The sequence below is a fragment of the Pseudocolwellia sp. G5-9 genome (assembly GCF_055808995.1).
The window spans coordinates 3,379,821-3,402,750 of sequence record NZ_CM147893.1 but is presented as its reverse complement, the minus strand read 5'-3'; the positions used below and the strand labels follow the sequence as shown (position 1 = coordinate 3,402,750).

Sequence of the window (22,930 nt, the reverse complement as noted above, 5' to 3'; positions counted from 1 at the left end):
TTTATGGATGAATAATGAAATTAAGCTACTAAGGTCGGAGTTAGCATTACTTAAACTCCAGTTTAGCGAGCGTGTAAATCAGGTTGAAGAACGCTTAAACACCTTAGTTGAGCAGGCTAAGTCACAGCCACATAGTGCCAGTGAAATAAGTGATACTAAAAACGATGCTTCAGTAACAGCGCATCAAGAAACACTTTATTTAGAAGAAAATAACCCGCTAGAACAACCACCATTAGCAGTTAACGAATATAGCATTGCTGGAGTTAGTTCTGGTGTTGCCCCAAATAAAACACAAAACACGACTCAAAATAAAACACATAAACCTCAAAAACTAAAACCAGCTAAACCTTCTGCTATCAATTTATTTTTACAGTCTTTTATTCAAACAATATTGTCGATGATGTTTGAATGGCTAACGCCTGTGGCTAATATGTATAAGTCGTACAAAGAAAAAGGCATGTTAGGTATTTTCATTCTAACCATTGCTGGTATAGCGCTGGTATTAGCAGGCTTTGGTTATTTAATGCAATTGCTAATAGACCAACTAGGCGCAGGATCCAAATCATTACTTATGTGTTTTGCCGCCCTACTCGTTATGGGCATAGGTATAGGACTAAAAATAAAAACACGTTTTAATGAATTTGCCACTGCAATTGTTACCTTAGGCATATTATTGTCGTATTGCACCGTATATTTTGCAGGTAGTGTTTACGGTATATTGCCGAGCCTAGTTGTACTCGCACTCTATTTCGGTATTGCTTTGCTGTGTCATGGTATCGCCAAATGGTTAGACACTAAAGTTGTTTCAAGCTTAGGCATTATCGGTGTTGCTACTATGCCTATCTTATCTAATAACATGTCGAATACCGTACAAATTGAACCGCTTTATTATTTATTATCTTTGTCTTTTGTCGCAATAAGCAGCCTAATTTTTGCTTTTAAAAACAAAGAACAATGGCTCGCTAATTTAACACTTGCCTTTACCCTTGCTTCGGTAGAATGGATTATAGGTGTTGAAAGCATTCAAATATCAGCTTGGGCAGTTAACCTGTTTTATATTATTTTCTTTATCTACGGGGCATTAATGCTCTTTTCAGACAAAGAACACAATGAAGAATTAAGTAATAAATCTGAGGCAGAATTACAGCAAAACCTACTAGCCCCTTCAGCTAAAAAAAGCTTACTTTTTATTGCCGCATTAGTAGGTTCTACCGTATTAATGTTTTTTCAAGCCAGCGAATTATTTACCACACAAATGAGCGTATGTTTTACGTTTAACGCGCTACTTACTGTGGCTACCGCGGTACTTTTTTATAAAGTAAAACACCCCGTAACACCTTTCATCATATTACTTTCCGCCCTTTGGGGAGTGCTCGCTATAATTAGCGCTATTAGTAATGCTTATTGGGGAATATCGTGGGCAGTTGAAGGGCTTTTACTATTATATGTAGGCCGTAAATATGCGCTTAGCTTTGTTAGTAACCAAGCACAAGCTTTACTGGCTATCGCGCTAATCTACTCATGGGCAGCTATTGCGCCGTATTTCCCAGTACCTGCCTTACAGTCGGTAGACGGCTGGGTACTTTCAACCGCAATCATATTAATAATCGCCATATGGCAACGCATGATTGCCACGCAAGGTTTTGATCTACGTTCTCAACACCATATAAAGCCGTTATTACAGTTAGTTGAAGTGGTTTGGCTTTCGGTATTAATTATTGCTTGTAGTTCTGTTTGGTTGGGTGATTGGACAGGCGTTGCAACAATAAGCTTACAAGTTTTTATATTATTTAGAGCACGCTACTGTAAACAAGTGTCTATTGAATTATTTGCCGCATTGTTAATAGCCGTTCCAGTATTTTATATCGCACAAAGTGCACTATTGGTAGACAGCTACCGATTTTCAGCTTTACCTTTATTTGCCAAGTTAGCCGTTATCTCAGTATTTTCACAACTGTGGTTATGGTCGGCCTTCTATCGAAAATATCACCCTAACAGCTCACTCAAAAATATTGCAGAAGCCGCCAGAGTCCTCTTTTATTTACTGATCCCTATTTGCTGGGTTGGCTCAGCGATACGTAAATTAGACGAAAATGCTTTGCTTATTTTATGGCTATCGCCAGCACTTGCACTGTTTTTTGCACAAAAAATAAAACATCATTTACTGATCAAAGAAACCAAAGTATTAACGGTTTTAGCCAGCGTTTTATTTATGGGGGTTATTGGTCAACTTAGTTTAATAAACAGTGTATTAGCATTATTAGGCTTTACCGCTTTTTATGGCGTAAGTTATTTATTACATAGAAAAAAAACCACTCCGATCTATCAATTTATTTGTACTTGGGGACTCGTTTCATTAGGTTTTGCGTTGCCCAATGCCGTAGGTTTTCATACCGAAAGCTTATTACTGGCCTTACTAACCGCTATAATTTATTGGACAGCTTGCTTAGCACTTACTCGCCGTTCAGATCACATAAAAAACAACCAAACATTGGTTTATATAATTAACTGCTTGTTGGTGGTATCAGGTTGGGTGCTAACGCAACTCGACCCGCTATATACCATAATACCCGCGCTGTTTTTAATCGTAATGGTGTACCAACAACGTTACTTTGCTCAGCAATCATTTATGACTAAGTTCACCAAAAACAACAGTCATTTATTACTTCATTCTGTAGGGGTAATAACTTACTTATCGCTATTCACTGCGTTATACCAATATCGACTTGAGTTATTTATTGCGCCAGCATTAGCCATACATGGCGCTGCAATATTATTTTTGAAAAACAGACATATAACCACAGTAAAATACAGCTTCACCCTCATATTATTGGGTATAGGTAAGCTCGCTTTAGTAGACGCTGCAAACGCCCTACTTTGGCAAAAAGTTATTTTATTTATGGGGATTGGTATCTTTATTTTAGCTGCGTCTTTTTGGTATCAAAAACTGGTCAGTAAAATGAAGTTGAATGATGAAATAGCTAAGGGAATAGAAAACGAAATAAACCTAAACAGACATATTGATGTACCGCTAAATGAATCACATTAGCCGTATTTCAATACGCTCTTACACCAATAACATTCAGAGCCATGCACATAGCTATCATCAACTCGTGTTACCCTTGCATGGTTCTATTGATATTAGCGTGGGTGAATTTTCTGGCTTAGTGAGTATGGGTGATTGCGTTATTATAAAATCGGGCGAAACTCATCAATTTAAAGCGCACGAAAATGCTCGATTTATTGTGGTAGATACGCACATTCTGCCTGAAAACATTACAGCTTCGCCTAACGAGAAAGTATCAATTAACGCCCCGCTGCTCGCCTTTATACAATTTATTGAAACGCAATTAAATCATCATATTAACCAAGAAATTGAAGCATTTACTTTTCAGTTTTTTTATCAGCTTTTAGCGCAACAACCGCTATCGAACAACATAGATAAACGTCTAAACAAAGTGCTCAGTTACATTAGCCAACATCTAACAACAGAGATCACCAATACACAGCTAGCGCAACTCGCCTTTCTTAGCGTTACACAATTTAAAAAAGTATTTAAAGACAACATAGGGCTATCCACTCAGCAATACATCATTCAACAAAGAATGGACAAAGCTAAAACGCTACTGACTCATACCGACACACCTATTGCCATAATTGCAGAGCAAGTGGGTTATCAAAGCCCTTCTGCTTTTAGTCGAAAATTTAAAGCCTATTTTGGTAATTCGCCAAAGGCGTTTAGTCGTTGGAAGTAGAAAAAACTGAATATTAACCACAGAGGTTGGTAAGGTTAAAAAAGAATAGTCATTAATAACCCCGTCTTCTCAAACAAAAAAAGCGTCCTTTCTGCACACTTTAATTTATAAATAGTCAGATAATAGATCTTTTATAAAACCCTTTGAGTCGTATTATTATGGCAACATTTTTTGGCATTTTAGCTATTATTATGTGGAGCTGCTTAGCTTTATTAGGCGTTAATACCGCTGATATTCCAGCATTTCAGTTGTTGTCGATGTGCTTTGCTATTTCAGCTTTATTAATGTTTATTAAGCGACTCATTTTAAAAGAACGTTTATTTGCTCAACCCAGTTTAGCTATTAAGGAGTGGATAGTAGGTATTGCTGGATTATTCGGTTTTCATTACTGTTATTTTGCTGCGCTGAAAGTAGCTCCAGCCATTGAAGTTAGCCTAATTGCTTATTTATGGCCAATGCTTTTAGCGCTATTTTTAGCAACTAAAGCGACTCGATTTAAAGCATTAATAGGTAGCTCAGTCGGTTTTATTGGTGTGAGTTTTATTATAGTGGGTGACGCTGATCTTATGTATAACCCCGCCTATGTAAAAGGCTATACATTGGCCGCTTGTTGCGCCTTATTATGGTCAACTTATTCTTGGTATTTTTCAAAGTCAGAAAGCAATTCTACTAACACGGTTGATAATATTGGTTGGTTATCGTTGGTTGTTGCTGTGCTTTCTCTTATCGCACATTTTCAATTAGAGGCGAGTGATCCGTTAAACGCATTAAATTGGCAGTTTACGGGTAAACAATGGTTAAGTATTATTTTATTAGGTTTAGGTCCTGTTGGCGGTGCTTTTTACTTATGGGATATTGCATTAAAACAAGGTAACAAAAAGCTATTAGCGTCTTTGAGTTTTTGTACTCCGCTAATATCTTCTGTTATTTTAGCCGTTGTAGGGCTTAACATGTGGTCTTCAAATATACTGATTTCGTTAAGCTTAATACTGTTAGGTGCGCTAATATCCAACATAAGTATTCAATCGATTACAAACTTTTCAATTAAAAATATAAGGCGAAAAAATGCAAATAAACTGGGATGATTTTCAGAAAGTCGATTTAAGAATTGGCACTATTATCGAAGTAACCGAATTCCCCGAAGCACGTAATCCTTCATATAAAATGAAAATAGACTTTGGTGAAGAAGTCGGCATTAAAAAGTCGAGCGCGCAAATTACGGTGTTATATAACTTAGAAGACTTATTAGGTAAGCAAGTACTTGCCGTGACTAATTTCCCGCCTAAACAAATTGGGCCTTTTATGTCGGAATGTTTAGTCACCGGTTTTTACGACAGCAATGGCGCGATAGCATTAGCCATGCCTGAATTTAATGTACCTAATGGCGCTAAGCTGATCTAATAATGAAACGGGTATAAGCTATTTTTTATAATATAAAAAAGAAAATCCCCATACTTACTACAACGGTTAACAAGGTATTGCGCGTAAAGTAAGCCAACAAACAGGCGATAATAGCACCGACTAAATAACTGTTATGAATACTTATATATAACGCATGTTCTTTTACAAACACTAAAGGCGCAATAATAGCGGTAAGTACAGCCGGTGCTGCATAACTTAAAAATTGTAGTGTGCTTTTGTTTAATTTAAGTGGCAGCTTGGGCTCTAAAAACAAATAACGGCTGATAAATATAATGAGGGTCATTAAGCCTAACGTTAACCAAATCATGATGCTTCACCTGTCATTTGGGCGTATAAGGTTCCGCATGCCATACCAATAAGGGCTGAAATTAATAAACCTGCTTCAATATTTAACACGCTACATACTACCGAACCTACCAACGACACTAATACACAAACCAATATTGATTTAGCTTTGATCATAGGAATAATTAACGCGATAAAAGTAGAGGCGATAGCAAAGTCGAGCCCCCACTCTTCCATATTAGGAATGGTTTGTCCGGCAATAATACCGATGAGCGTAGCTATGTTCCAAAAGACATAAAAACTTAACCCGCCTCCAAATGCATACCAGCGATCAAATGTATGCTGTTTATTAGGTGTTTTTCGTGTTGTAACTATGGCAAAGAGTTCGTCTGTTAATAAAAAACCTAACGATAAACGCCATTTTAGCGGTAAAGGGCTGATGTCTTTTCTTAGCGCCATACTATAAAGCAAATGCCGAGAGGTAATTAACAGCGTGGTAAGTAAAATACTGGTTAAGCCAATACCTGCCTTGATCATGCCTAATGCAACTAACTGAGCAGCGCCCGCAAAAACAATGGCCGACATAGCTTGCGACTCTAACGATGTTAAGCCAACTTCAATGGCATAAGAACCGGCTAAAATTCCCCACGGAATAACAGCGATACACAGCGGAAGCGTGGCAATAACACCTTGCCAAAAAGATTTATGTTTTGATTGAGCAACATAAGTTTCAGGTTGAGTTAACGTAGACATATCAGCTTAAATTTAAGATAAAGAAAGTAAGAAAAGGAGAGTTTACCTTAAATTTATAATAGGGTCTGTTGATCTTTCAGCTATGCTTTTGTGAAATTAATTTTTTTTTATAGAAGAAATAAACAGAGAGTTTCAGCTCTCTGTTTACATATTGTTTGATGTTTATTATTTAATGCTGTGAATTAGCTTAAATGGGTAAATTAACTTACGCACTCATGCTAAAGTTTTCGTTATTTCTTGGGCTGCTTTTAGCGAAACCGTGATGAACTTTGCTTTTTTCCACTGCCGCAAGATATTTCTTCCATAATGCCACAGGATATAAAGAACTCGCATGAACTGATTCTAGATCACGCACAAATTGCGCTTCTTCTTCGTTTTCTGGTTGTAATAAACCATTAGCTAAGCCTTGTAGTGTATGTCCGTATTCTTCAAGTTCTAGCGACTCACGCTTATTAAAATAACCGCTTCGAGAAAAACCACGAGCAAACGTTCGATCGCCATAAAAAAATAAAGTGCCTTTACGAATTGTTGTATTCATACTATTCCCCTTTATCTGATGAGATAAATTCAATTAAACCGTTATATGAATTAAAAGTTTGATAAGCTGCCGTTATTAAATCTACATTAACGCAATCTAATAAGTATGTTTCCATATTAAAGTCATCTTGGTCTGAGTACTGTTTTTCTACACAAAAGTTGTAAATATTAAGCACAGTATCCAAATCAGGCGTTGACTCACTTAACTGCGATTCAAGGTCATTTGAATACCCGCCAAAACTAATCAAACTTAAAAGTAGTAAACAAGGTATAGTTTTCATTAAAATTCCTATTACGCAGTATTTGCTACTTGAATTTATGAAATATTTTCCCATTTGAAAAACAAAAAATATTTGTCGATAAGATAAGATTTATTTACAGTATTGTTATAACCGATTATTAGGAATTTGGATGGATATCCGAGTATTTAAAACCTTTATTGCCGTAGCAGAAAATAAACACTTTGGGCGTGCAGCAGAAATGCTTTATATCACGCAGGCAGCAGTAAGCGCAAGAATTAAGCAACTAGAAGAATTCTATTCTACACAACTACTTATAAGAGATAAAAACAATCTTAGGTTAACGCCGTCTGGTGAAACTTTGCTTTCTCATGCTCATTTAATGGTGAGTCAAATGGAGCAATCTAAAGTGGCACTGTCTATCGCTAATCAACAAAAAATCAGTTTTAACATTGCTGCAACACCTAATATTTGGGATGCTTTTTTTAGTTCAAGAATTAAAGACACTCTTAATCTTTTTGAAAATTTGATGCTCGGTACAGAAATATCAGTTAGAGAAGCGATTCAACGCAAACTTGATGACCGAACACTGGATGTAGGTTTACTCACAGATCCCATTAAAGACGATGGTTTTACCAACGAGCTTATTGGTCATTTTGATCTATCGTTAGTCGGTTCTCGCCCTGAATTTGACGCTGAATTAACTGATTATATTTTAATAGATTGGGGAATAACGTTTCAAAAGGAACATGTTTTACATCACAAAATTATTCCAAGCTTTAAATCGTCAACGGCGATGATTGCATTAGAAGTTATTTTATCAAAAGGCGGGTTTGCCTATTTACCTAACGAATTTGTTGCAGACTTAGTTAAAAAGAAGAAACTCTACTTAATTGAAAGCCCTATACAAATTAAAAGACCCATTTATATGGTGTACCGAAAAAACAATATTAACGAAAACCTGATCAATGAATTCAGACAATTATTTACTAACAGTCAGTAATATCAATTAGCTGAAAACAAAAAAGCCAGCATATACCTTAATGGCAGCTGGCTTTAACGTTACACAATAACTTTAAAGGTTACTGAGCGACTTTTACTCTAATTCTGTTATTAGCAATTCTTGTTTCATGCAAGCTAGATAATGCTTTTTTTGCTTCGCCTTCATTAGGCATTTCTACAAAAGCAAAACCTTTTGATTTACCCGTTTCTTGGTCTAAAACAAGTGTGCATTCTGTAACAGAACCATGAGCAGTAAATAAAATACGAATTTCTTGTTCAGTGGTTGAACGAGAAAGGTTACGAACTAAAAGTTTCATAATTAACCATTGGTGTGTTTCTTCTGTTGCAATTATCTCACAAATACTCAACAGACTATATTCATTTGTGTATTTTATGAAAATACCGCCTGCCTAGTTGATGCTCAATTGCTTGCTCTACCGTTATGGTTATTCCAAATGGTAATACTAAGCGACACCGATTATTGTCCTACCCTTACCTATTGAAGGACTAATAAGTTAACTGCCCTGATGAATATTATTACAGAGCAGTTAACCAATAATTGGGGGTTGCTTCAAAAGTAGTGTTTAATAAACGGCTTTGTGAATACCTAATCAATACCTTTAATAAAAGCATCACACGACTGATTAAACTCTTCTACTTTAACTTCTGATTGAAGCTGACAACCCACTAAATAAGCTGCGCCTTTCGGAGTTTCTTTGGTTAATTTTTTCGTTTTAAAGGTAGCGCTTAGGTTTGTATATTTGCTTATTAACTTACCTTCGTTTAACAGCTCAAAATTATAAGGAGATTCTAACGAAGTAAACTTTTTCCAAAAATCTTTATAGCTATCTGTCGCATCGTCACCTAAATCATAATATTTAGAGATATAGAAAGTTCCGTCTTCATTCATATTAGGGCTAAAATCTACCGAGCCAACTAATAATTCATTTGTGTTTTCAGGGTTAATTTCTATTGCCGCATATAAACTACTGTCGTTAGTTAATTTTATGTTTTCGAGCTTTCCAGAAAAACCATCAACTTTAAACCCAAGCTTACCTTTCGTGATATCAAACGAGGCATCACGAAAATATTTAGGCAACAACTTATCTGGCAGCTCTACAAATTCTTTCCATTCACTTAACTTACCTGAATAAGACATTAACATTCGGTGAAGGTTATCTTTATACGCTTTTTTCTGTACTTCAAGCCATCCGACACTTGTTTCAACCATGTCGCAAGCAATACCTCTTGGAATAGGTAAACAATAAAGCATAACAGAGCGGTCTGAATATTGATCATTCCAAGTTGCCATTTGCCATACTCGGCCGTATTTATCTTCATGCTGCTCTTCGTATACAGGTTCTCCGTATGACGATATATAAACAGGTGTACCTGATATTTTTCTGTTCCACTGAACTGAAGTAAAAAACGTGTCTAAAATAGTTTTTTTATCTTTAATAAAATCATCTAATTTAACGTTTTCAGGCTTATCTAAAATAAATTGATAACTGCCCATCATGCTTTTATTAGTACCATAATACAGCGACTGGTTTTTAGTTATGGTAATGCTACGCTCGTTTTCAGGGTAATGTAGCAACCACTCGCCATTACCATTAATATCAATAATCGACAGCATCTCTTTATTGGGTTGGTTTCTTAAATATTTATCTACATTTTTATGTTGAGGAAAAATATCTTTATCAAATTTAGTCGTAAATTCATTTCTCGCATCAACAAAACGCGCATAAAAGCTTTTTTCTGCCACTTTTCTTAGCGCTAAAATATCTTGTGGTAACTTTGCACTAAATTTCCATTCATACATTAACCTTTGTAAAGACTCTATTTCAGCCATTTGAGTTGTATAAAACTCAGCGGTTTCAGAGGTGAAATCAGAAAACACTTTTATTGGTAATGCGTAATTAAGATTTTCATTAGACGATTTTTGCGTAACTATACCAACAACTTCACCATTTAAATTCAATAATGGCCCGCCACTATTTCCCGGTGACGCTGCCGCAGAATAACGTATGTTTTTCCATTGTCCGTCTATAGGTTCATAGGTAAACGAAGTTAAAGAACCCTTCCTAAAAATAACACCTTCGCCCAACGCATTACCTGCGGCATACACTACATCGCCTTCTTCGTAGTCTTGGGCAAATTCAAACTTATGGTATTTAGAAGTATCACCTTCAACCGAAAATTGAATTAAATCGCGGTAATTTGAATACTTTTCAACTTTAGTAATTTTAAATATATTGCCTTTGCTGTCACGTATCGCGTAGTTATTAGAAAAAAGCGAATAATTGCCAATGCCAAAAACATGTGCTGCTGACACTAAGGTGTTTTCTTTAATTAAAAAAGCAGTACCTAAACTATGATGTTTATCATTACGAATATGAAATGGGATTAAATTTTTGGGGAATTCTTCTTTATAAACCGCGTTGTCTTCTAACTTCAATGTAACAACTTCAAATATTCCTTTTTTCAATTTTTTAATTTGAGTAGAGGTTAACTCTTCTTGTTCAGCATATGCTGAAGTTGAAATACTCAACAATAAAACTAGCTTTAAAATTAATTTACAAGCTTTGTGCATAGATAATACTCCGTTAAATTTTTATTTTCCTGTGGCTTACGCGCCTTTCAATATACAATTAATATAACACCAAACACACATTGTAATCTTCAAGTTTTGATTGCAAAAGGTTATTCAATGCCATTTACACCAATACACATGGGTCCAGGAATACTCATAAAAGCGCTACTGCAAGGTAGCTTTAGCTTAATGGTATTTGGCTGGACTCAAATCGTTATGGATATTCAGCCACTTATTGTGTTGATCTCCGGCGAGGGACATCTGCACGGTTTTACTCATACTTATGTTGGCGCAATATTGATTGCATTGTTTGCAGCATTAACGGGTAAATACCTATCTGAGTTGGGGCTTAAAATAATAGGTTTATCCAAAAAAGAGCATCCCATCAATATTGCATGGTGGGTAGTTTTACTCAGCGCTTTTATCGGCAGTTTTAGCCATGTATTACTTGATAGTATTATGCACTCAGACGTTGAGCCTTTTTTCCCATTTACATTAAACAATCAATTTTTAGGCTTAATTACCGTGCAAATGCTACATAAAATTTGCATGTATAGTGGTTTATTAGGAGCAGCGATATACTTTGTGATGAGTTGGCGATTAAAAAGAAAAGTATAATGAAAAAGTTGTCATTCCATAACTTAAAAACACTCAATCTTCATTTATAACAATACAAAGAAAATAATGATAATGACTAAAAACATTATAGTGATATTATAAGCTATTACATTCTCTTAAATTATCTACTCATGTTAGTTTTAATACCTAAGACAGGCTGCTGTTGAGCTTACTTCATACCATTCATTCTGGCGATACAACATCGCTTTTTGAATCAATCACAAACGATATTATTGATAAGGGCTATAGCATTCGCCCTTATGCTTTACCTGAAAATTTAGCTCAATTGTTACTGCAACACGTTACGGTTATGTCTGACGAAAATTTTAAACGTGCGGGTATTGGTCGTGCTCAAGATCATACCGTTAACGACTTTGTTCGCACTGACGAAATATGTTGGATAACAGGTAACAGTGAAGCTGGTAGCGCTTGGATAAAGTGGACAGAGTCATTACGTGTTTTTTTAAACAAGCGCTTGTTTCTTGGATTGTTTTCGTTTGAAAGTCATTTTGCACATTATGCCAAAGGCGACTTTTACAAAAAGCATAAAGACGCTTTTAAAGGCGAAGATAACCGCATGTTATCGGTGGTGGTTTACCTTAATCAATTTTGGTCGCCTGACGATGGTGGCGAACTAGTGATTTACGATAAACAAGCCGAAGCGTCTACAATTATTGATAACAGCGTGATTAAAGTAACCCCTAATTTTGGTACTATCGTGGTGTTTTTAAGTGAAGACTTTCCACACGAAGTACTACCAGCCAATAGAGATCGTTATTCTATCGCCGGCTGGTTTAGGTTGAATAACAGTATCGCGAATAATATTGATCCGCCAAGCTAAGGTTTGTGGATATCAGCCATTACGTCTGAATTGACAATATTATCCTTGTGGAAATTTTTGCTTCTGGTGTAAAACACGCATAATTCGGATTGTTTTTCCATCAACCCAATAAGATACAATCATTGAAACTTCAGGAATAATGAATAATCGTCCTCGAAATAGATCTCTTTGAACACCCATTAATGGGTGTTCGAGTAGACTTTTAACTTTAACTTCAATAATTTGATCCGTTTGTTCAGCAGCACTAGGATTAAAATCAAAAAGAAATTCAAATATCTTCTCTCGGTCATTTAACGATTCTTCTTCCCAAAAAATCATCTATTACGGATCTTCATTTTACGATCTTCCATCTGAAGTTTAGCATCGTCATGTTCGACAAAACGAGCATCACCACTATCAAATTTATTAAATGCAGCATTTATTTGTTCTGATAGCCATACATCATGACTTATAGATTTTCGCTGTTCCTCAGCTAAGCTTTCAGTAAGCTCTCTGCATGCTTCGCTTAATGTTCGGCCTTGGCTTTCAGCCATTAACTGCGCTAAACGTTTAGTTTCTTCATCAACTCTAAATTGAATACGAGTGTCCATCGTAAGTTACCTTTTAATTAATACTGTACACACAGATGTTAGCACTAGCATTATATAGAGGCAACCTACAAACCTAACTCAGACAAGCTTGGAAAATCATCCGGTCGAACTGCGCCTTCCCATTTGAATAATCGTTCTTTTTCAGTAATAGCTAAGTCGTTTATACACGCGAAGCGTTTACGCATTAAGCCAAATTCGTCAAATTCCCAGTTTTCGTTACCGTAAGCCCTGAACCATTGGTTTTCGGCATTTCGGTATTCGTAAGCAAAGCGTACTGCAATACGGTTTTCGGTAAATGCCCATAGCTCTTTGATCAGCTTGTAGTCTAACTCTTGTTGCCATTTACTTGTTAAAAACTCAACGATTTCGTCTCTGCCATTAATAAAGCTTGAGCGGTTGCGCCATTGGCTATCTGCGCTATAAGCGAGAGAAACTTTAAGCGGGTCTTTATTGTTCCAGCCATTTTCGGCGGCTCTTACTTTTATTTTTGCGCTATCAGCATCAAAGGGTGGTAAAGGTGGGCGTGAATTTTCCATAGCAATCATTCCAAATAGTAAATTAATAAAACAAAAAGTAGAACACTCTGTCTACCCATTGAGTTATGGTAGACAACTTTGTATACTTACGCAACATTTTTATTTACCGCCCTCCTTAATTGGAATTAATTTATGTCTGTAGCACAAGCCAATGATAAACGCACACAATTAGTTGACACCGCCTTACAGCTGTTTTATCAGCAAGGTATTCATACTATTGGTATTAATGAAATATTGGCTAAGTCAGGCATTGCTAAAAAAACCTTATATAACCACTTTGCGAGTAAAGAGGCTTTGATACAAGCGTGTGTAATAGAGCGCGACAAACGCTTTATGCAATGGTTTACAGCACGTTGTAGCGATACAAAGTCTACTGCTGAGTTTATTGAACATCTGTTTAATGCATTGAATGATTGGATTAATAATCGCGAAACGATTTTAGAAAAATTTGATGGCTGTTTTTTTGTCAATACCGCTGCTGAATATGGCGATACAGGTAGTGAAATTTATCAATTATGTTTGCAGCATAAACTTAATATTAAGCAGTTTTTTCAACAACAACTGTCTATAAATATTAGTGATACAAAACAAGTAAATAGTTTAACTGATTTATTGTTACAGCTTAAAGAAGGCGTTATTAACTGCGCTTATGTAATGGGTGATAAAGAAGCTGCATTAAAAGCAAAGCAACTCGCCTTAACGTTTTTAAAGCATTAGTATTACTTAACTTTCTGGTTTATCACGCTAAAAAACAATTATAAATGCGCCACGGTTGTTTGATTTCGACCTGCATTTTTCGAACGGTAAAGTGCATCATCAGACAATTTTAAAAGGGCATCCAAACTGTTTTTTTCATTTTTATGGCTAACAACCAAGCCGATACTTACCGTAATGCTTATGTTATCAATTGCTTCATTTTCAATCTTTTTTCTCAAATTTTCTGCTAATTTATAAGCATTAGCTTCATCTATGTCAGGTAATAGTAATACGAACTCTTCGCCACCAATTCTAGCGACTAGGTCGTTTGCCCTGCGGTCTTCTTGCAATATAGTTGCTAAGTGCTTTAATACTTTATCGCCAACGTGATGACCATAAGTGTCGTTAACCTGTTTGAAAAAATCGACATCAATTGACAATAATGCAAAGGTAGAAGGGTTTCGAGCAACCAAGTTAATGATTCTCGTTATCTGATTTTGTAGTTCGCGCCTGTTCATTAAACCGGTTAAGGGATCAGTTATAGCAAGCTGATAAAGCGCTTTAGATTGCTCTTCTAACTTATTTTTAGCTTTTATTAATTCAGAATGAAGTTTATTCCGATTGGTACACTCGTATAACGACCAATAAGATGTGCCTTCTTCTCCTAATTTAATATTTACAACAACCGGTACCACTTGTTTATTATGGTCAACAAAAGATAGCTGAATTTCTTGTGCTACGGCTTCAACGAGTAAAAGTGGGTAAATATAACTATCAATAAAAATATTTGACGCTTTAGTAAAGCATGTAGATATGGATGAATTAATCAATTCATTATTAGGTTTAAAACTTAAGTTGCAAATATAGTCATTACAAAAAATAATCTTGCGATATTTATTAACAATTATGTGGCCTGAACAAAAATCATTAAGATCTTGAGTGGCACTCATAGCATTTAATGTTTTCAAATGAAGCGGAGAATAATAGGAACAATATCTTCATGATTGGTCATGTGTAAACAATGTCCTTCTGCATTAATCACTTCAAGTTCACAGTTATTTATATTTTCAGCCATGTATTTTCCAACTTGCACATTTGCCAATGAATCAGATGCACTTTGCAAAATAAGTGAAGGACATGCAATGTCGTTTAGAATATGTCTGTAATCAGAGAAGAAAGTCGCTTTAGCAAAGTTTTTCGCGATTAATGGATCTGTACTACAAAAACTTCCGGATAACTCGGCGATCAATTCAGGCGACTGAGAGCTTCCCATAACAAGTGGCGCTAAATAATTCGCCCAACCAATATAGTTTTTATCCATGAGTTCAACTAACTCTTCTAAATCACTTCGTTCAAACCCGCCTTCATAATCAGGGGGAACATTTAAAAAGCAAGGTGATGGACAAATCATAATAAGATTAGTAATTATTTCAGGAATTTTGATTGAGGCAATTGAAGCAATAATTGAGCTAACTGAATGCCCAATAATAGTAACATTGGTGAGTTGTAATTCGTCGATAATATCGATTATATCTTCAGTATAACCTTCTAACGTTCCGTATTTTTCAGTCGAATAATCTGTCAATAATGACTTACCAGATCCCACATAATCAAAAAGCACAACTTGGTAATGTTTTTCTAATATGGGTTGCATAAACCGCCACATATTCTGATCACATCCAAATCCATGCGCAAGCATTAAGGTTGGAGCATTTTTATTACCTGAAACTTTAACGTTATTTCTAATTTTTATGTTATTCATTATGACTAATCTTAACAGCTCAATGCTTAGAGTATAACCTAAGTATAGAACATGGTGAAACTAGCTAGTTTCGCCATGTTCAATATGAAATGGGATGATGACTGACTCAATCGCCCTTTCAATAAAGAGCTCTGCAGCTTTAATACCTTTTTTCTCATTATTTTGATGTATGGTGGTAAGTTTAGGTGAAGATCTTAATGCTTCGTCGATACCATCAAATCCTACAACTCTTATATCTTCAGGAATTTTAAGCCCCATAGCATTAATTTCTTGTATAGATGCTAAAGCAATAAGGTCACTCATACACAGTAAAACATTCGGACGTGGAATTGAGGTTAGAGCTTCTCGTGCGGCAATCAAAGCAAAATGATGTTTGTTTTCTGGTATATTCCACACGCGGTCGCCTCGTAAATCAACCCCTATTTCTTCTATCGCTCTTTTGTAACCATTCAAACGTTTGTGTGAAATAGAACATTGATAATCTAAACTCGGTAAGTCATAAACACGTGAGGTAACAGTTGACTCAAGTAGCCTTAAGCCGAGAATAGCCACTGCATCGTCTTTTGAATGCAAGGCAAGTTTTGCTATTTCGTAAGCGGCTTGTTCGTTATCAATGCCAACGGATGCTTTACGATCAATATCAAAATCAGCAGTAACCACTTTTTTATTTGTAGCTCTTAGCTGCTCAATTAATTCAGTATTACGCGGGCTGCCATAACAAATAAAGCCATCAACAAAGTCAGCCACTGAATTTATATTATCTGAAGCACCTGAAAACAATAATAAATTGACTTTGCTTTTTTCTAATACAGACGAAACGCCTTTTACAAAATTACTGGCAACAGGGTCGGTAACCATATATTCAACACTGTCGGGCAGCACTAAGGCAACTATATTGAAATGCCCCTTTCTTAAAGACTGAGCTGCTCGATTTGGACCTGAATAGCCAATTTCTTTACACGAGGCGAGAATTTCATCTCTACGTTTTTTAGATAGTTGATCAGGTCGGTTAAATGCATTAGAAACGGTAGCGTTTGAAACACCGAGTTCTTTTGCTACACTTTTTAGCGTCCAAGCTTTTGTATCTGTCATGTTCACCTTTCATATTCTTATTTATCTAAAGTATCTGAATATTATGAAATTGATTTTTAAATTACACTTTATTTATATGTTCTTTATATAAAATGAAAGCGCTTTTAAATAACACTAATTTCAGTAAGGTTACTTTGGCCTAAGTACTAATTAATATCAACAAATTACTCACTTAAACTGATAAAATTACGCCTGCTAATCAATTTAAAGCCTTGTTTAAAAGCTTATCTAATTTAGTCGTGCTGATGTTGTTGCCTTCTTTTATTTCGATCAATGCATTTCTATTGGTTAAATCAACAATTAAAGTCGCCATTTGTTCGTTATTTTTCCATGTCATTTTCAAAGTAGATTGGCCACTAGTTATGGTGAATTCACCATTGAATGCATCACAATTATTACGCAGTTTAATCAGCTGAATTAACGCTTTAGTAAAAGGCTTGTTTAACGCTTGTTCAATACTATTTGTATCAAGATAAGGTCGGTTAATATCTCTTCCTATATTGGATTTTGATAACAATTCCATGGCATTTTTTTCAGCCAGCAAACCCGCGTAATAAACTTGTGGCGTACCAGGAGCAAAAAATTGAATAGCTCTTGCCACTAAATAATCAAAGTCGTTTTGTCCAAGTGCATCATAATATGTGCAATTTACTTGATATAAATCCACATTACTTGCCGCTGCGCCGGTAGCCATTTTACTTTCGCCAGCGCTATTCACATGAATAGTTTCAACCAACTTATCTATTTGCTCTTCGTTAAGTAATCCCGCTTTGCCATTCATAGGGCCTACATCAATAATGCCAATACCATCATGTGTGTCTAACACGGTAATGCAGTTTCTTGGCGCAATAGTTAACCACTTTGTCAAAGCCGTAAAATCTTGACTAAAAATACTGTGCAACACTAAAGGAGGTAAGGCAAAATCGTAAACGCGATCTACACGTTTAGCTATTTCTATTTGTGTTTGATAATACGAATGAATTTCTACTAGGGTTTCAATACCTAAATCGTTCGCGGTTTTGCTAAGGTCATCAATAAATTTGAAGGTTTCATCAAGCATAAAGCAACTGGTTCCGGCTTTTTTAAGCGCGTAACCTGCAGCATCTAAACGAATGATCTTAATATTGTTTTCAGAAAAGGTTTTTAAAATGTGTGATAAATATTCTTTGCCTATTTCAGAAGTAACATCAATATCTATTTGATTATCAGTAAATGTGGTCCAAAAATTTGCACTGTCATTATTGGGTAATGAAAATTCAGTGAAACAACTTCCTGGACGAGGTCGGTATATTTTTTCAGCCTGTTCTTCACTTAACCCATTTGGAAATACTTTTTCTTTGGTTAAAAATAAATCCCAAAATGCAGAGTTTTTACCGTTTTTAAGTACATCTTTAAATTCTTTAGACTGCGCAGACATATGATTTACAATCAGGTCGGCCATTAACTCATGCCCCTCGCCTAACGCTTTTACGTCATTCCAGTCGCCTAATCGGCTATCAACCTGTGTATGATCTATCGGGTCAAAACCTGCATCACTGCCGTCTATTGGATAATAAAATGGCAACAAATGAACACCTGAAAACAAGTCAGCAAGCTGATCATTTAAAAGATTGTTTAATGTTTGAGTATTTGAACCCGTTAACCTGTCTATATAGGTCATTAGCTGAACATTATTTTTCATAAGTTTACCGTATAATTTTAAGTTGCATCTTAATCGATTAAGAACTATCTTTATATACAATCTCATTTTAATCAAGAATAATTTTATATTTTATTTAAGTTAGTAAAACAATAAGAAAGAAAAACAGAGCGAAATAAAAGGTAGAATTTCTTTAGTTATCAGCTTTATAAAGTACTATTTTTATAGCCATTCAAGTGAGTAAGAATAAATCAATAATAAAAATTAAATCATGCTTAAATTGTAATATATCTATATCAACTCAAAGTGCATGGTATATATAGAATGTAGTCAGGGGAAAACAAAATGACAACGAAATATAATTCACCACCCTTATCCTTCAAAGAAAAAGTCGGCTATGGCATGGGAGATATGGCGTCTAACTTCTACATGGGGTTCTTTTCACTATTTCTGCTGTATTACTACACCGATGTTTATGGTATTTCTGCTGCGGCTGCAGCAACCATGCTATTAGTAACAAAAATTATTGATGCGGTAAGTGATCCCGCTATGGGATTAATTGCTGATAGAACCACAACTAAATGGGGTAAGTATCGTCCTTATTTGCTTTGGATGGCGATTCCTTACGCACTACTGGGTTACCTTCTATTTTTAGGCCCTGAGTTTGGTGATACCGGAAAACTAATTTTTGCTTATATTACTTATTCGTTAATTATGCTGGCTTATACTGCCATTAATGTTCCTTATTCTGGTTTGATGGCTGTTATTCATCCACAATCTGGTGAACGAACAAAAGCGGCACAATTTAGGTTTATTTTTGCATCTGTAGGATCTTTAGTCGTAGGAGCCTCAGCCAAACCTTTGGTTGATTATTTAGGTGGCGGCGATGAGTTATTAGGTTTCCGCTTAACCATTATTTTATTTGCTATTCTGTCTGTCGCTGTATTTTGGTATACCTTTGCTGTTACTAAAGAACGCGTTACACCTAAAAAGCATGAATCGAGTATTAAAGAAGATTTCGCTACTTTAATAGAAAATAAGTCGTGGATAATACTCGTATTTACCGGGATATTCGTTGTGGTTGGCTTAGTGGCTCGCTTTGCATCTATTGCCTATTACACTAAATACTATATGGGTGACGACGGTACTAATATATTCTTGTGGATGGATGAAACCACATTAATTATTTCATGTGGTTTACTCGGTCAACTATTTGGCGCACTTATTACCCCTAAATTAGTAACGCTTTTTGAAAAACACAAATTGATGTTCACCATTAATTTAATTCATGCATTATTGCTCTTCTTCGCATTTACTATTTCCCCAGACAACCTTGCCCTGACAATTATTGTGCATACCTTAGGCATTATTACTTTTGGTATAGCAATTACTCTACTCTTTACTATGTATACCGATTGTGTGGAATATGGAGAATGGAAAACAGGTAATAATAGCGCCGGTTTAACGGTATCCGCCTCTATGTTCTCATTAAAGTTTGGTTCTGCTGTGGGTGGCGCACTACCTGGCTTTATACTAGCAGCCTTCGGGTTTATAGCTAACGAAACCCAAACGCCAGAGTCTATTGAAGGTATTCGCTATATGTTTAACATATTACCCGGCGTTTTCTTTTTATTCGGTGCTATTCTTATACTCTTCTACAAAATTGATCGGGCGCAATTAACTCAGATTGAAAATGATTTGGCCCAGCGCCGTAATTAACCTGAATTGTTTCTGCAAAAAATACATCACTTTTACTAAGTAATGTATTTTTTACTATGCGCCTCAATGTTATTAAGTGATTTTTTAGGGTTTATTAACGCCCTATTTGTTATTTACAGTCTTGTGGCACATTAATTTTGTATATAAATCCAAACTAAATCGTTTTATTTTTCATCAGATTAATAGAAGAAACACAGTTTAAGAAAAAAAATATTTGCAAAATGCACTCGTTTAGTTAAACATTAACTTAATCGATTAAGTTCGAGTTAAAAATAACTATACTAAATAGATACACGGGGTGAACACATGAAACACATTACACATAAGAAATTAATACTAAGCACGTTAGCCATGGCGATATGTTCTAGCGTAAGCGCAGCAGATACCGCCACATCAGAAGCAGTAGAAAAGAAAGGCTTAGACTTTGAACGCATTGTGGTAACAGGTTCGGCGGGTAAAGGCGCAACCGTTATGGCATCAAGTGTTTCAGTCAGTAGCTTATCTTCAGATCAAATAGAAGTGAGTACACCAAGAAGCTCAGCTGAAGCATTTAGATCTATACCAGGTATTCGATCAGAGTCTTCTGGTGGCGAAGGTAATGCCAATATTGCAGTACGTGGTTTACCCGTTGCTGCTGGTGGTGCAAAGTTTTTACAAATTCAAGAAGACGGCTTACCACTTTTACAATTTGGTGATATTGCTTTTGGTAACGCTGATATCTTTTTAAGATTAGACAGCACCATGGCATCTATCGAATCAATTCGTGGTGGTTCTGCCTCAACCTTAGCCACCAACTCACCGGGTGGTATTATTAATATCATCAGTAAAACAGGTGAATCTGAATCAGGTAGTGTAGCAACAACCATTGGCCTAGATTACGATCATACGCGTACCGATTTTGAATACGGCAGCGAAATTAGCGATAGCCTGTATTTTCATATTGGTGGTTTTTACCGTCAAGGCGAAGGCCCAAGAGAAGCTGGTTACACGGGTAATCAAGGCGGGCAGATAAAAGCGAATATTACTAAAGAGTTTGATAAAGGCTACGTAAGACTTTATTACAAACATTTAGACGATAAAACTATTGCATATTTACCTATGCCGGCAACATCAAAAGGCAAATCAGTAGGTAGTTTTGACCCTTCTTCTGATACTCCACACTCAGCTTATTTTACGTCGTTATTAACAACCGATGCTAACAACAATCTACGTCGTTCAGACATGCGCGACGGCATGAGCCCAGAAGTTGATTCTGTAGGTGTTGAAGCCGTATTTGATTTAGGCAACGATTGGTCTATTGAAAACAGATTTAGAACATCAAGCACTAAAGGTGGCTTTACTTCACCTATCCCTGAAAGTATTCAAAACAGCCAAACACTTGCTGAAAGTTTAGCGGGTACAGGTGCAACCTTGAGTTACGCAAACGGCCCTTCTGAAGGACAAGCCTATACGGGTAACAACTTAATGCGTATTCATACGTTTGATGTTGAAATGAATAACTTAGATTTTATGGTTAATGATTTAAAAATATTAAAATCATTTGGCGATACCAATGTAACTTTTGGTTACTACAAGTCATTACAAAACATTGAAACAACTTGGCTTTGGAATTCATACCTGCAAGAAGTTAAAGGCGACAACGCCGCACTTGTTGATGTAACCGCAGCTAACGGTACTCGTTTTTCTGATAACGGCTTAATTGCTTATGGTGTGCCAGCTTGGGGCAACTGTTGTACACGTAACTATGATCTTCAATACGATGTAACCGCACCTTATATTGCGGTTAATTCAATCTTTGGTGATTTAACTATTGATGCAAGTGTTCGTCATGACAGCGGAGAAGCAACCGGTACTTATACGGGTGCAGTACAAGCTGAATTAGATATGAACAGAGACGGTACAATTTCAGTTGCTGAACAAAGTGTTTCGGTATTAGATAACAGCAATCCTTCTTATGTAAATTACGATTGGAGTTACACCTCTTACTCTTTAGGTGCTAACTATATTCTAAATGATGATATGGCTGTATTTGCTCGCTTAAGTCATGGTGGAACAGCAAACGCTGACCGTTTAGCCTTTGGTAAAATTGCTACTGACGGTAGTGTAAATGATGAAGATGCAGTTGATGAAGTTGACCAATTCGAAGCGGGTATTAAGTATCGTCAAGACAGACTTTCGGTATTTGCTACGGCTTTCTTTGCTGAAACTCAAGAGCAAAACTTTGAAGCAAGCAGTCAACGATTTACTGACCGAGTATATGAGTCGTATGGTGTTGAGGTTGAAGCCGCTTACTACATTGGCGACTTTGATATTCGAGGTAACTTTACATGGACTGACGCCGAAATTACGAAAGACAATAAAAACCCAGATCAAGTAGGCAATACACCAAGAAGACAAGCTGACTTAGTTTATTCATTAACAACACGTTATAACTTCGACGAAGGCTCTGCAGGTATTAGTTTAATAGGAACGACTGATGCTTATGCTCAAGATAACCTTGATCAAAGTGTAGATAATATTCTTAAATTCGACGGATACACGCAAGTAAATGCATTCGCTCAATATTATTTATCCGACGCATTTAGTGTTGCTTTAAACATTAACAATCTATTTGATACTACAGGTATTACCGAAGCTGAAGAAGGTACTGTTCCTGTAAATGACATTATCAGAGCTAGAACAATTAACGGTAGAACCAGCAGTATTACTCTTAAATACGATTTTTAATTTTTTCTAGTCAAAGCAATCAAAAGCCCATTTTTATGGTAATGCCGATCAGTTAAGAAATGTTTAACGATCCATTGACCGATCTTCTGGTTAGTATATAAAGGCTTCTGAATTTATTCAGGAG

General features: G+C 36.0%; 23 protein-coding genes. 10 read left to right on the top strand and 13 right to left on the bottom strand.

Translation table 11 applies throughout. The features are described 5' to 3' along the window. The first annotated feature begins 7 nt into the window (after nt 1-7). From AC0L5Q_RS14695 to AC0L5Q_RS14680, 4 genes are all read left to right on the top strand, one after another. Entirely contained in the window at nt 8-3,049 is a 3,042-nt protein-coding gene (locus tag AC0L5Q_RS14695) for a DUF2339 domain-containing protein (RefSeq protein ID WP_473610315.1), read from the top strand. Then, nucleotides 3,036-3,755: an AraC family transcriptional regulator gene (locus AC0L5Q_RS14690; RefSeq protein WP_473610311.1), complete on the top strand. Its 720-nt coding sequence runs from the start codon at nt 3,036-3,038 to the stop codon at nt 3,753-3,755. Before AC0L5Q_RS14695 ends, AC0L5Q_RS14690 begins: the two co-directional genes overlap by 14 nt. 158 nt (nt 3,756-3,913) lie before the next feature. Continuing rightward, complete coding sequence (locus AC0L5Q_RS14685; protein WP_473610307.1) at nt 3,914-4,840, top strand: DMT family transporter; 927 nt, start codon at nt 3,914-3,916, stop codon at nt 4,838-4,840. After that, nucleotides 4,821-5,156, top strand: coding sequence for a tRNA-binding protein (locus tag AC0L5Q_RS14680; protein WP_077339073.1), 336 nt, complete (start codon nt 4,821-4,823; stop codon nt 5,154-5,156). The genes AC0L5Q_RS14685 and AC0L5Q_RS14680 overlap by 20 nt, the downstream gene beginning before the upstream one ends. 25 nt (nt 5,157-5,181) lie before the next feature. On the opposite strand, the gene AC0L5Q_RS14675 is transcribed toward AC0L5Q_RS14680, so the two are convergent. The 4 genes from AC0L5Q_RS14675 to AC0L5Q_RS14660 all read right to left on the bottom strand — a co-directional run bounded on the left by AC0L5Q_RS14675 (nt 5,182) and on the right by AC0L5Q_RS14660 (nt 7,033). Next, on the bottom strand, nt 5,182-5,484 hold the full coding sequence (locus tag AC0L5Q_RS14675) for an AzlD domain-containing protein (protein ID WP_077339074.1): 303 nt from the start codon (nt 5,482-5,484) through the stop codon (nt 5,182-5,184). Beyond that, nucleotides 5,481-6,215 (bottom strand): AzlC family ABC transporter permease, encoded by a 735-nt coding sequence (locus tag AC0L5Q_RS14670; protein ID WP_473610297.1) that lies wholly within the window; start codon nt 6,213-6,215, stop codon nt 5,481-5,483. Before AC0L5Q_RS14670 ends, AC0L5Q_RS14675 begins: the two co-directional genes overlap by 4 nt. A gap of 205 nt (nt 6,216-6,420) precedes the next feature. Beyond that, nucleotides 6,421-6,753, bottom strand: coding sequence for a DUF413 domain-containing protein (gene maoP / locus AC0L5Q_RS14665; RefSeq protein WP_077339076.1), 333 nt, complete (start codon nt 6,751-6,753; stop codon nt 6,421-6,423). Nucleotide 6,754: 1 nt separating this feature from the next. Next, nucleotides 6,755-7,033, bottom strand: coding sequence for a hypothetical protein (locus AC0L5Q_RS14660; RefSeq protein WP_473610289.1), 279 nt, complete (start codon nt 7,031-7,033; stop codon nt 6,755-6,757). Nucleotides 7,034-7,163: 130 nt separating this feature from the next. Here AC0L5Q_RS14660 and AC0L5Q_RS14655 point away from each other — a divergent pair, with 130 nt between their 5' ends. Continuing rightward, entirely contained in the window at nt 7,164-7,994 is an 831-nt protein-coding gene (locus AC0L5Q_RS14655; RefSeq protein WP_473610284.1) for a LysR family transcriptional regulator, read from the top strand. 79 nt (nt 7,995-8,073) lie between these two features. Here AC0L5Q_RS14655 and AC0L5Q_RS14650 read toward each other — a convergent pair whose 3' ends face one another. Both AC0L5Q_RS14650 and AC0L5Q_RS14645 read right to left on the bottom strand, forming a co-directional pair. After that, entirely contained in the window at nt 8,074-8,310 is a 237-nt protein-coding gene (locus AC0L5Q_RS14650) for an RNA recognition motif domain-containing protein (RefSeq protein ID WP_473610280.1), read from the bottom strand. Nucleotides 8,311-8,600: 290 nt separating this feature from the next. Then, nucleotides 8,601-10,586, bottom strand: coding sequence for a S1 family peptidase (locus tag AC0L5Q_RS14645; protein ID WP_473610276.1), 1,986 nt, complete (start codon nt 10,584-10,586; stop codon nt 8,601-8,603). 117 nt (nt 10,587-10,703) lie between these two features. On the opposite strand from AC0L5Q_RS14645, the gene AC0L5Q_RS14640 reads away from it, so the two are divergent. Continuing rightward, nucleotides 10,704-11,204 (top strand): metal-dependent hydrolase, encoded by a 501-nt coding sequence (locus AC0L5Q_RS14640; RefSeq protein WP_473610273.1) that lies wholly within the window; start codon nt 10,704-10,706, stop codon nt 11,202-11,204. 157 nt (nt 11,205-11,361) lie between these two features. Continuing rightward, nucleotides 11,362-12,045: a 2OG-Fe(II) oxygenase gene (locus AC0L5Q_RS14635; protein ID WP_473618314.1), complete on the top strand. Its 684-nt coding sequence runs from the start codon at nt 11,362-11,364 to the stop codon at nt 12,043-12,045. A gap of 39 nt (nt 12,046-12,084) precedes the next feature. On the opposite strand, the gene AC0L5Q_RS14630 is transcribed toward AC0L5Q_RS14635, so the two are convergent. The 3 genes from AC0L5Q_RS14630 to AC0L5Q_RS14620 form a co-directional block, all read right to left on the bottom strand. Beyond that, entirely contained in the window at nt 12,085-12,363 is a 279-nt protein-coding gene (locus AC0L5Q_RS14630; protein WP_473610269.1) for a type II toxin-antitoxin system RelE/ParE family toxin, read from the bottom strand. After that, complete coding sequence (locus AC0L5Q_RS14625) at nt 12,360-12,635, bottom strand: damage-inducible protein J (RefSeq protein ID WP_473610265.1); 276 nt, start codon at nt 12,633-12,635, stop codon at nt 12,360-12,362. Before AC0L5Q_RS14625 ends, AC0L5Q_RS14630 begins: the two co-directional genes overlap by 4 nt. A gap of 65 nt (nt 12,636-12,700) precedes the next feature. Continuing rightward, complete coding sequence (locus tag AC0L5Q_RS14620) at nt 12,701-13,171, bottom strand: nuclear transport factor 2 family protein (protein ID WP_473610262.1); 471 nt, start codon at nt 13,169-13,171, stop codon at nt 12,701-12,703. Between the two features lie 132 nt (nt 13,172-13,303). Between AC0L5Q_RS14620 and AC0L5Q_RS14615 the strand changes: the two genes are divergently transcribed. Further along, entirely contained in the window at nt 13,304-13,888 is a 585-nt protein-coding gene (locus tag AC0L5Q_RS14615; protein ID WP_473610258.1) for a TetR/AcrR family transcriptional regulator, read from the top strand. 38 nt (nt 13,889-13,926) lie between these two features. Here the strand turns inward: AC0L5Q_RS14615 and AC0L5Q_RS14610 are convergent, their stop codons facing one another. The 4 genes from AC0L5Q_RS14610 to gtfA all read right to left on the bottom strand — a co-directional run bounded on the left by AC0L5Q_RS14610 (nt 13,927) and on the right by gtfA (nt 18,402). Continuing rightward, the gene (locus AC0L5Q_RS14610; protein ID WP_473610255.1) at nt 13,927-14,835 is read right to left on the bottom strand and encodes a GGDEF domain-containing protein; all 909 of its coding nucleotides are present in this window, start codon (nt 14,833-14,835) and stop codon (nt 13,927-13,929) included. Beyond that, nucleotides 14,832-15,629 (bottom strand): alpha/beta fold hydrolase, encoded by a 798-nt coding sequence (locus AC0L5Q_RS14605; protein WP_473610251.1) that lies wholly within the window; start codon nt 15,627-15,629, stop codon nt 14,832-14,834. Before AC0L5Q_RS14605 ends, AC0L5Q_RS14610 begins: the two co-directional genes overlap by 4 nt. Nucleotides 15,630-15,689: 60 nt before the next feature. Continuing rightward, nucleotides 15,690-16,721: a LacI family DNA-binding transcriptional regulator gene (locus AC0L5Q_RS14600; RefSeq protein ID WP_473610247.1), complete on the bottom strand. Its 1,032-nt coding sequence runs from the start codon at nt 16,719-16,721 to the stop codon at nt 15,690-15,692. Between the two features lie 199 nt (nt 16,722-16,920). After that, nucleotides 16,921-18,402: a sucrose phosphorylase gene (gtfA, locus tag AC0L5Q_RS14595; RefSeq protein ID WP_473610243.1), complete on the bottom strand. Its 1,482-nt coding sequence runs from the start codon at nt 18,400-18,402 to the stop codon at nt 16,921-16,923. A 303-nt stretch (nt 18,403-18,705) separates the two neighbouring features. Here gtfA and AC0L5Q_RS14590 point away from each other — a divergent pair, with 303 nt between their 5' ends. Together AC0L5Q_RS14590 and AC0L5Q_RS14585 are read left to right on the top strand one after the other, a co-directional pair. Further along, on the top strand, nt 18,706-20,079 hold the full coding sequence (locus AC0L5Q_RS14590; protein ID WP_473610239.1) for an MFS transporter: 1,374 nt from the start codon (nt 18,706-18,708) through the stop codon (nt 20,077-20,079). A gap of 306 nt (nt 20,080-20,385) precedes the next feature. Further along, entirely contained in the window at nt 20,386-22,806 is a 2,421-nt protein-coding gene (locus AC0L5Q_RS14585) for a TonB-dependent receptor domain-containing protein (protein WP_473610236.1), read from the top strand. The last annotated feature ends 124 nt before the right edge of the window (nt 22,807-22,930 follow it).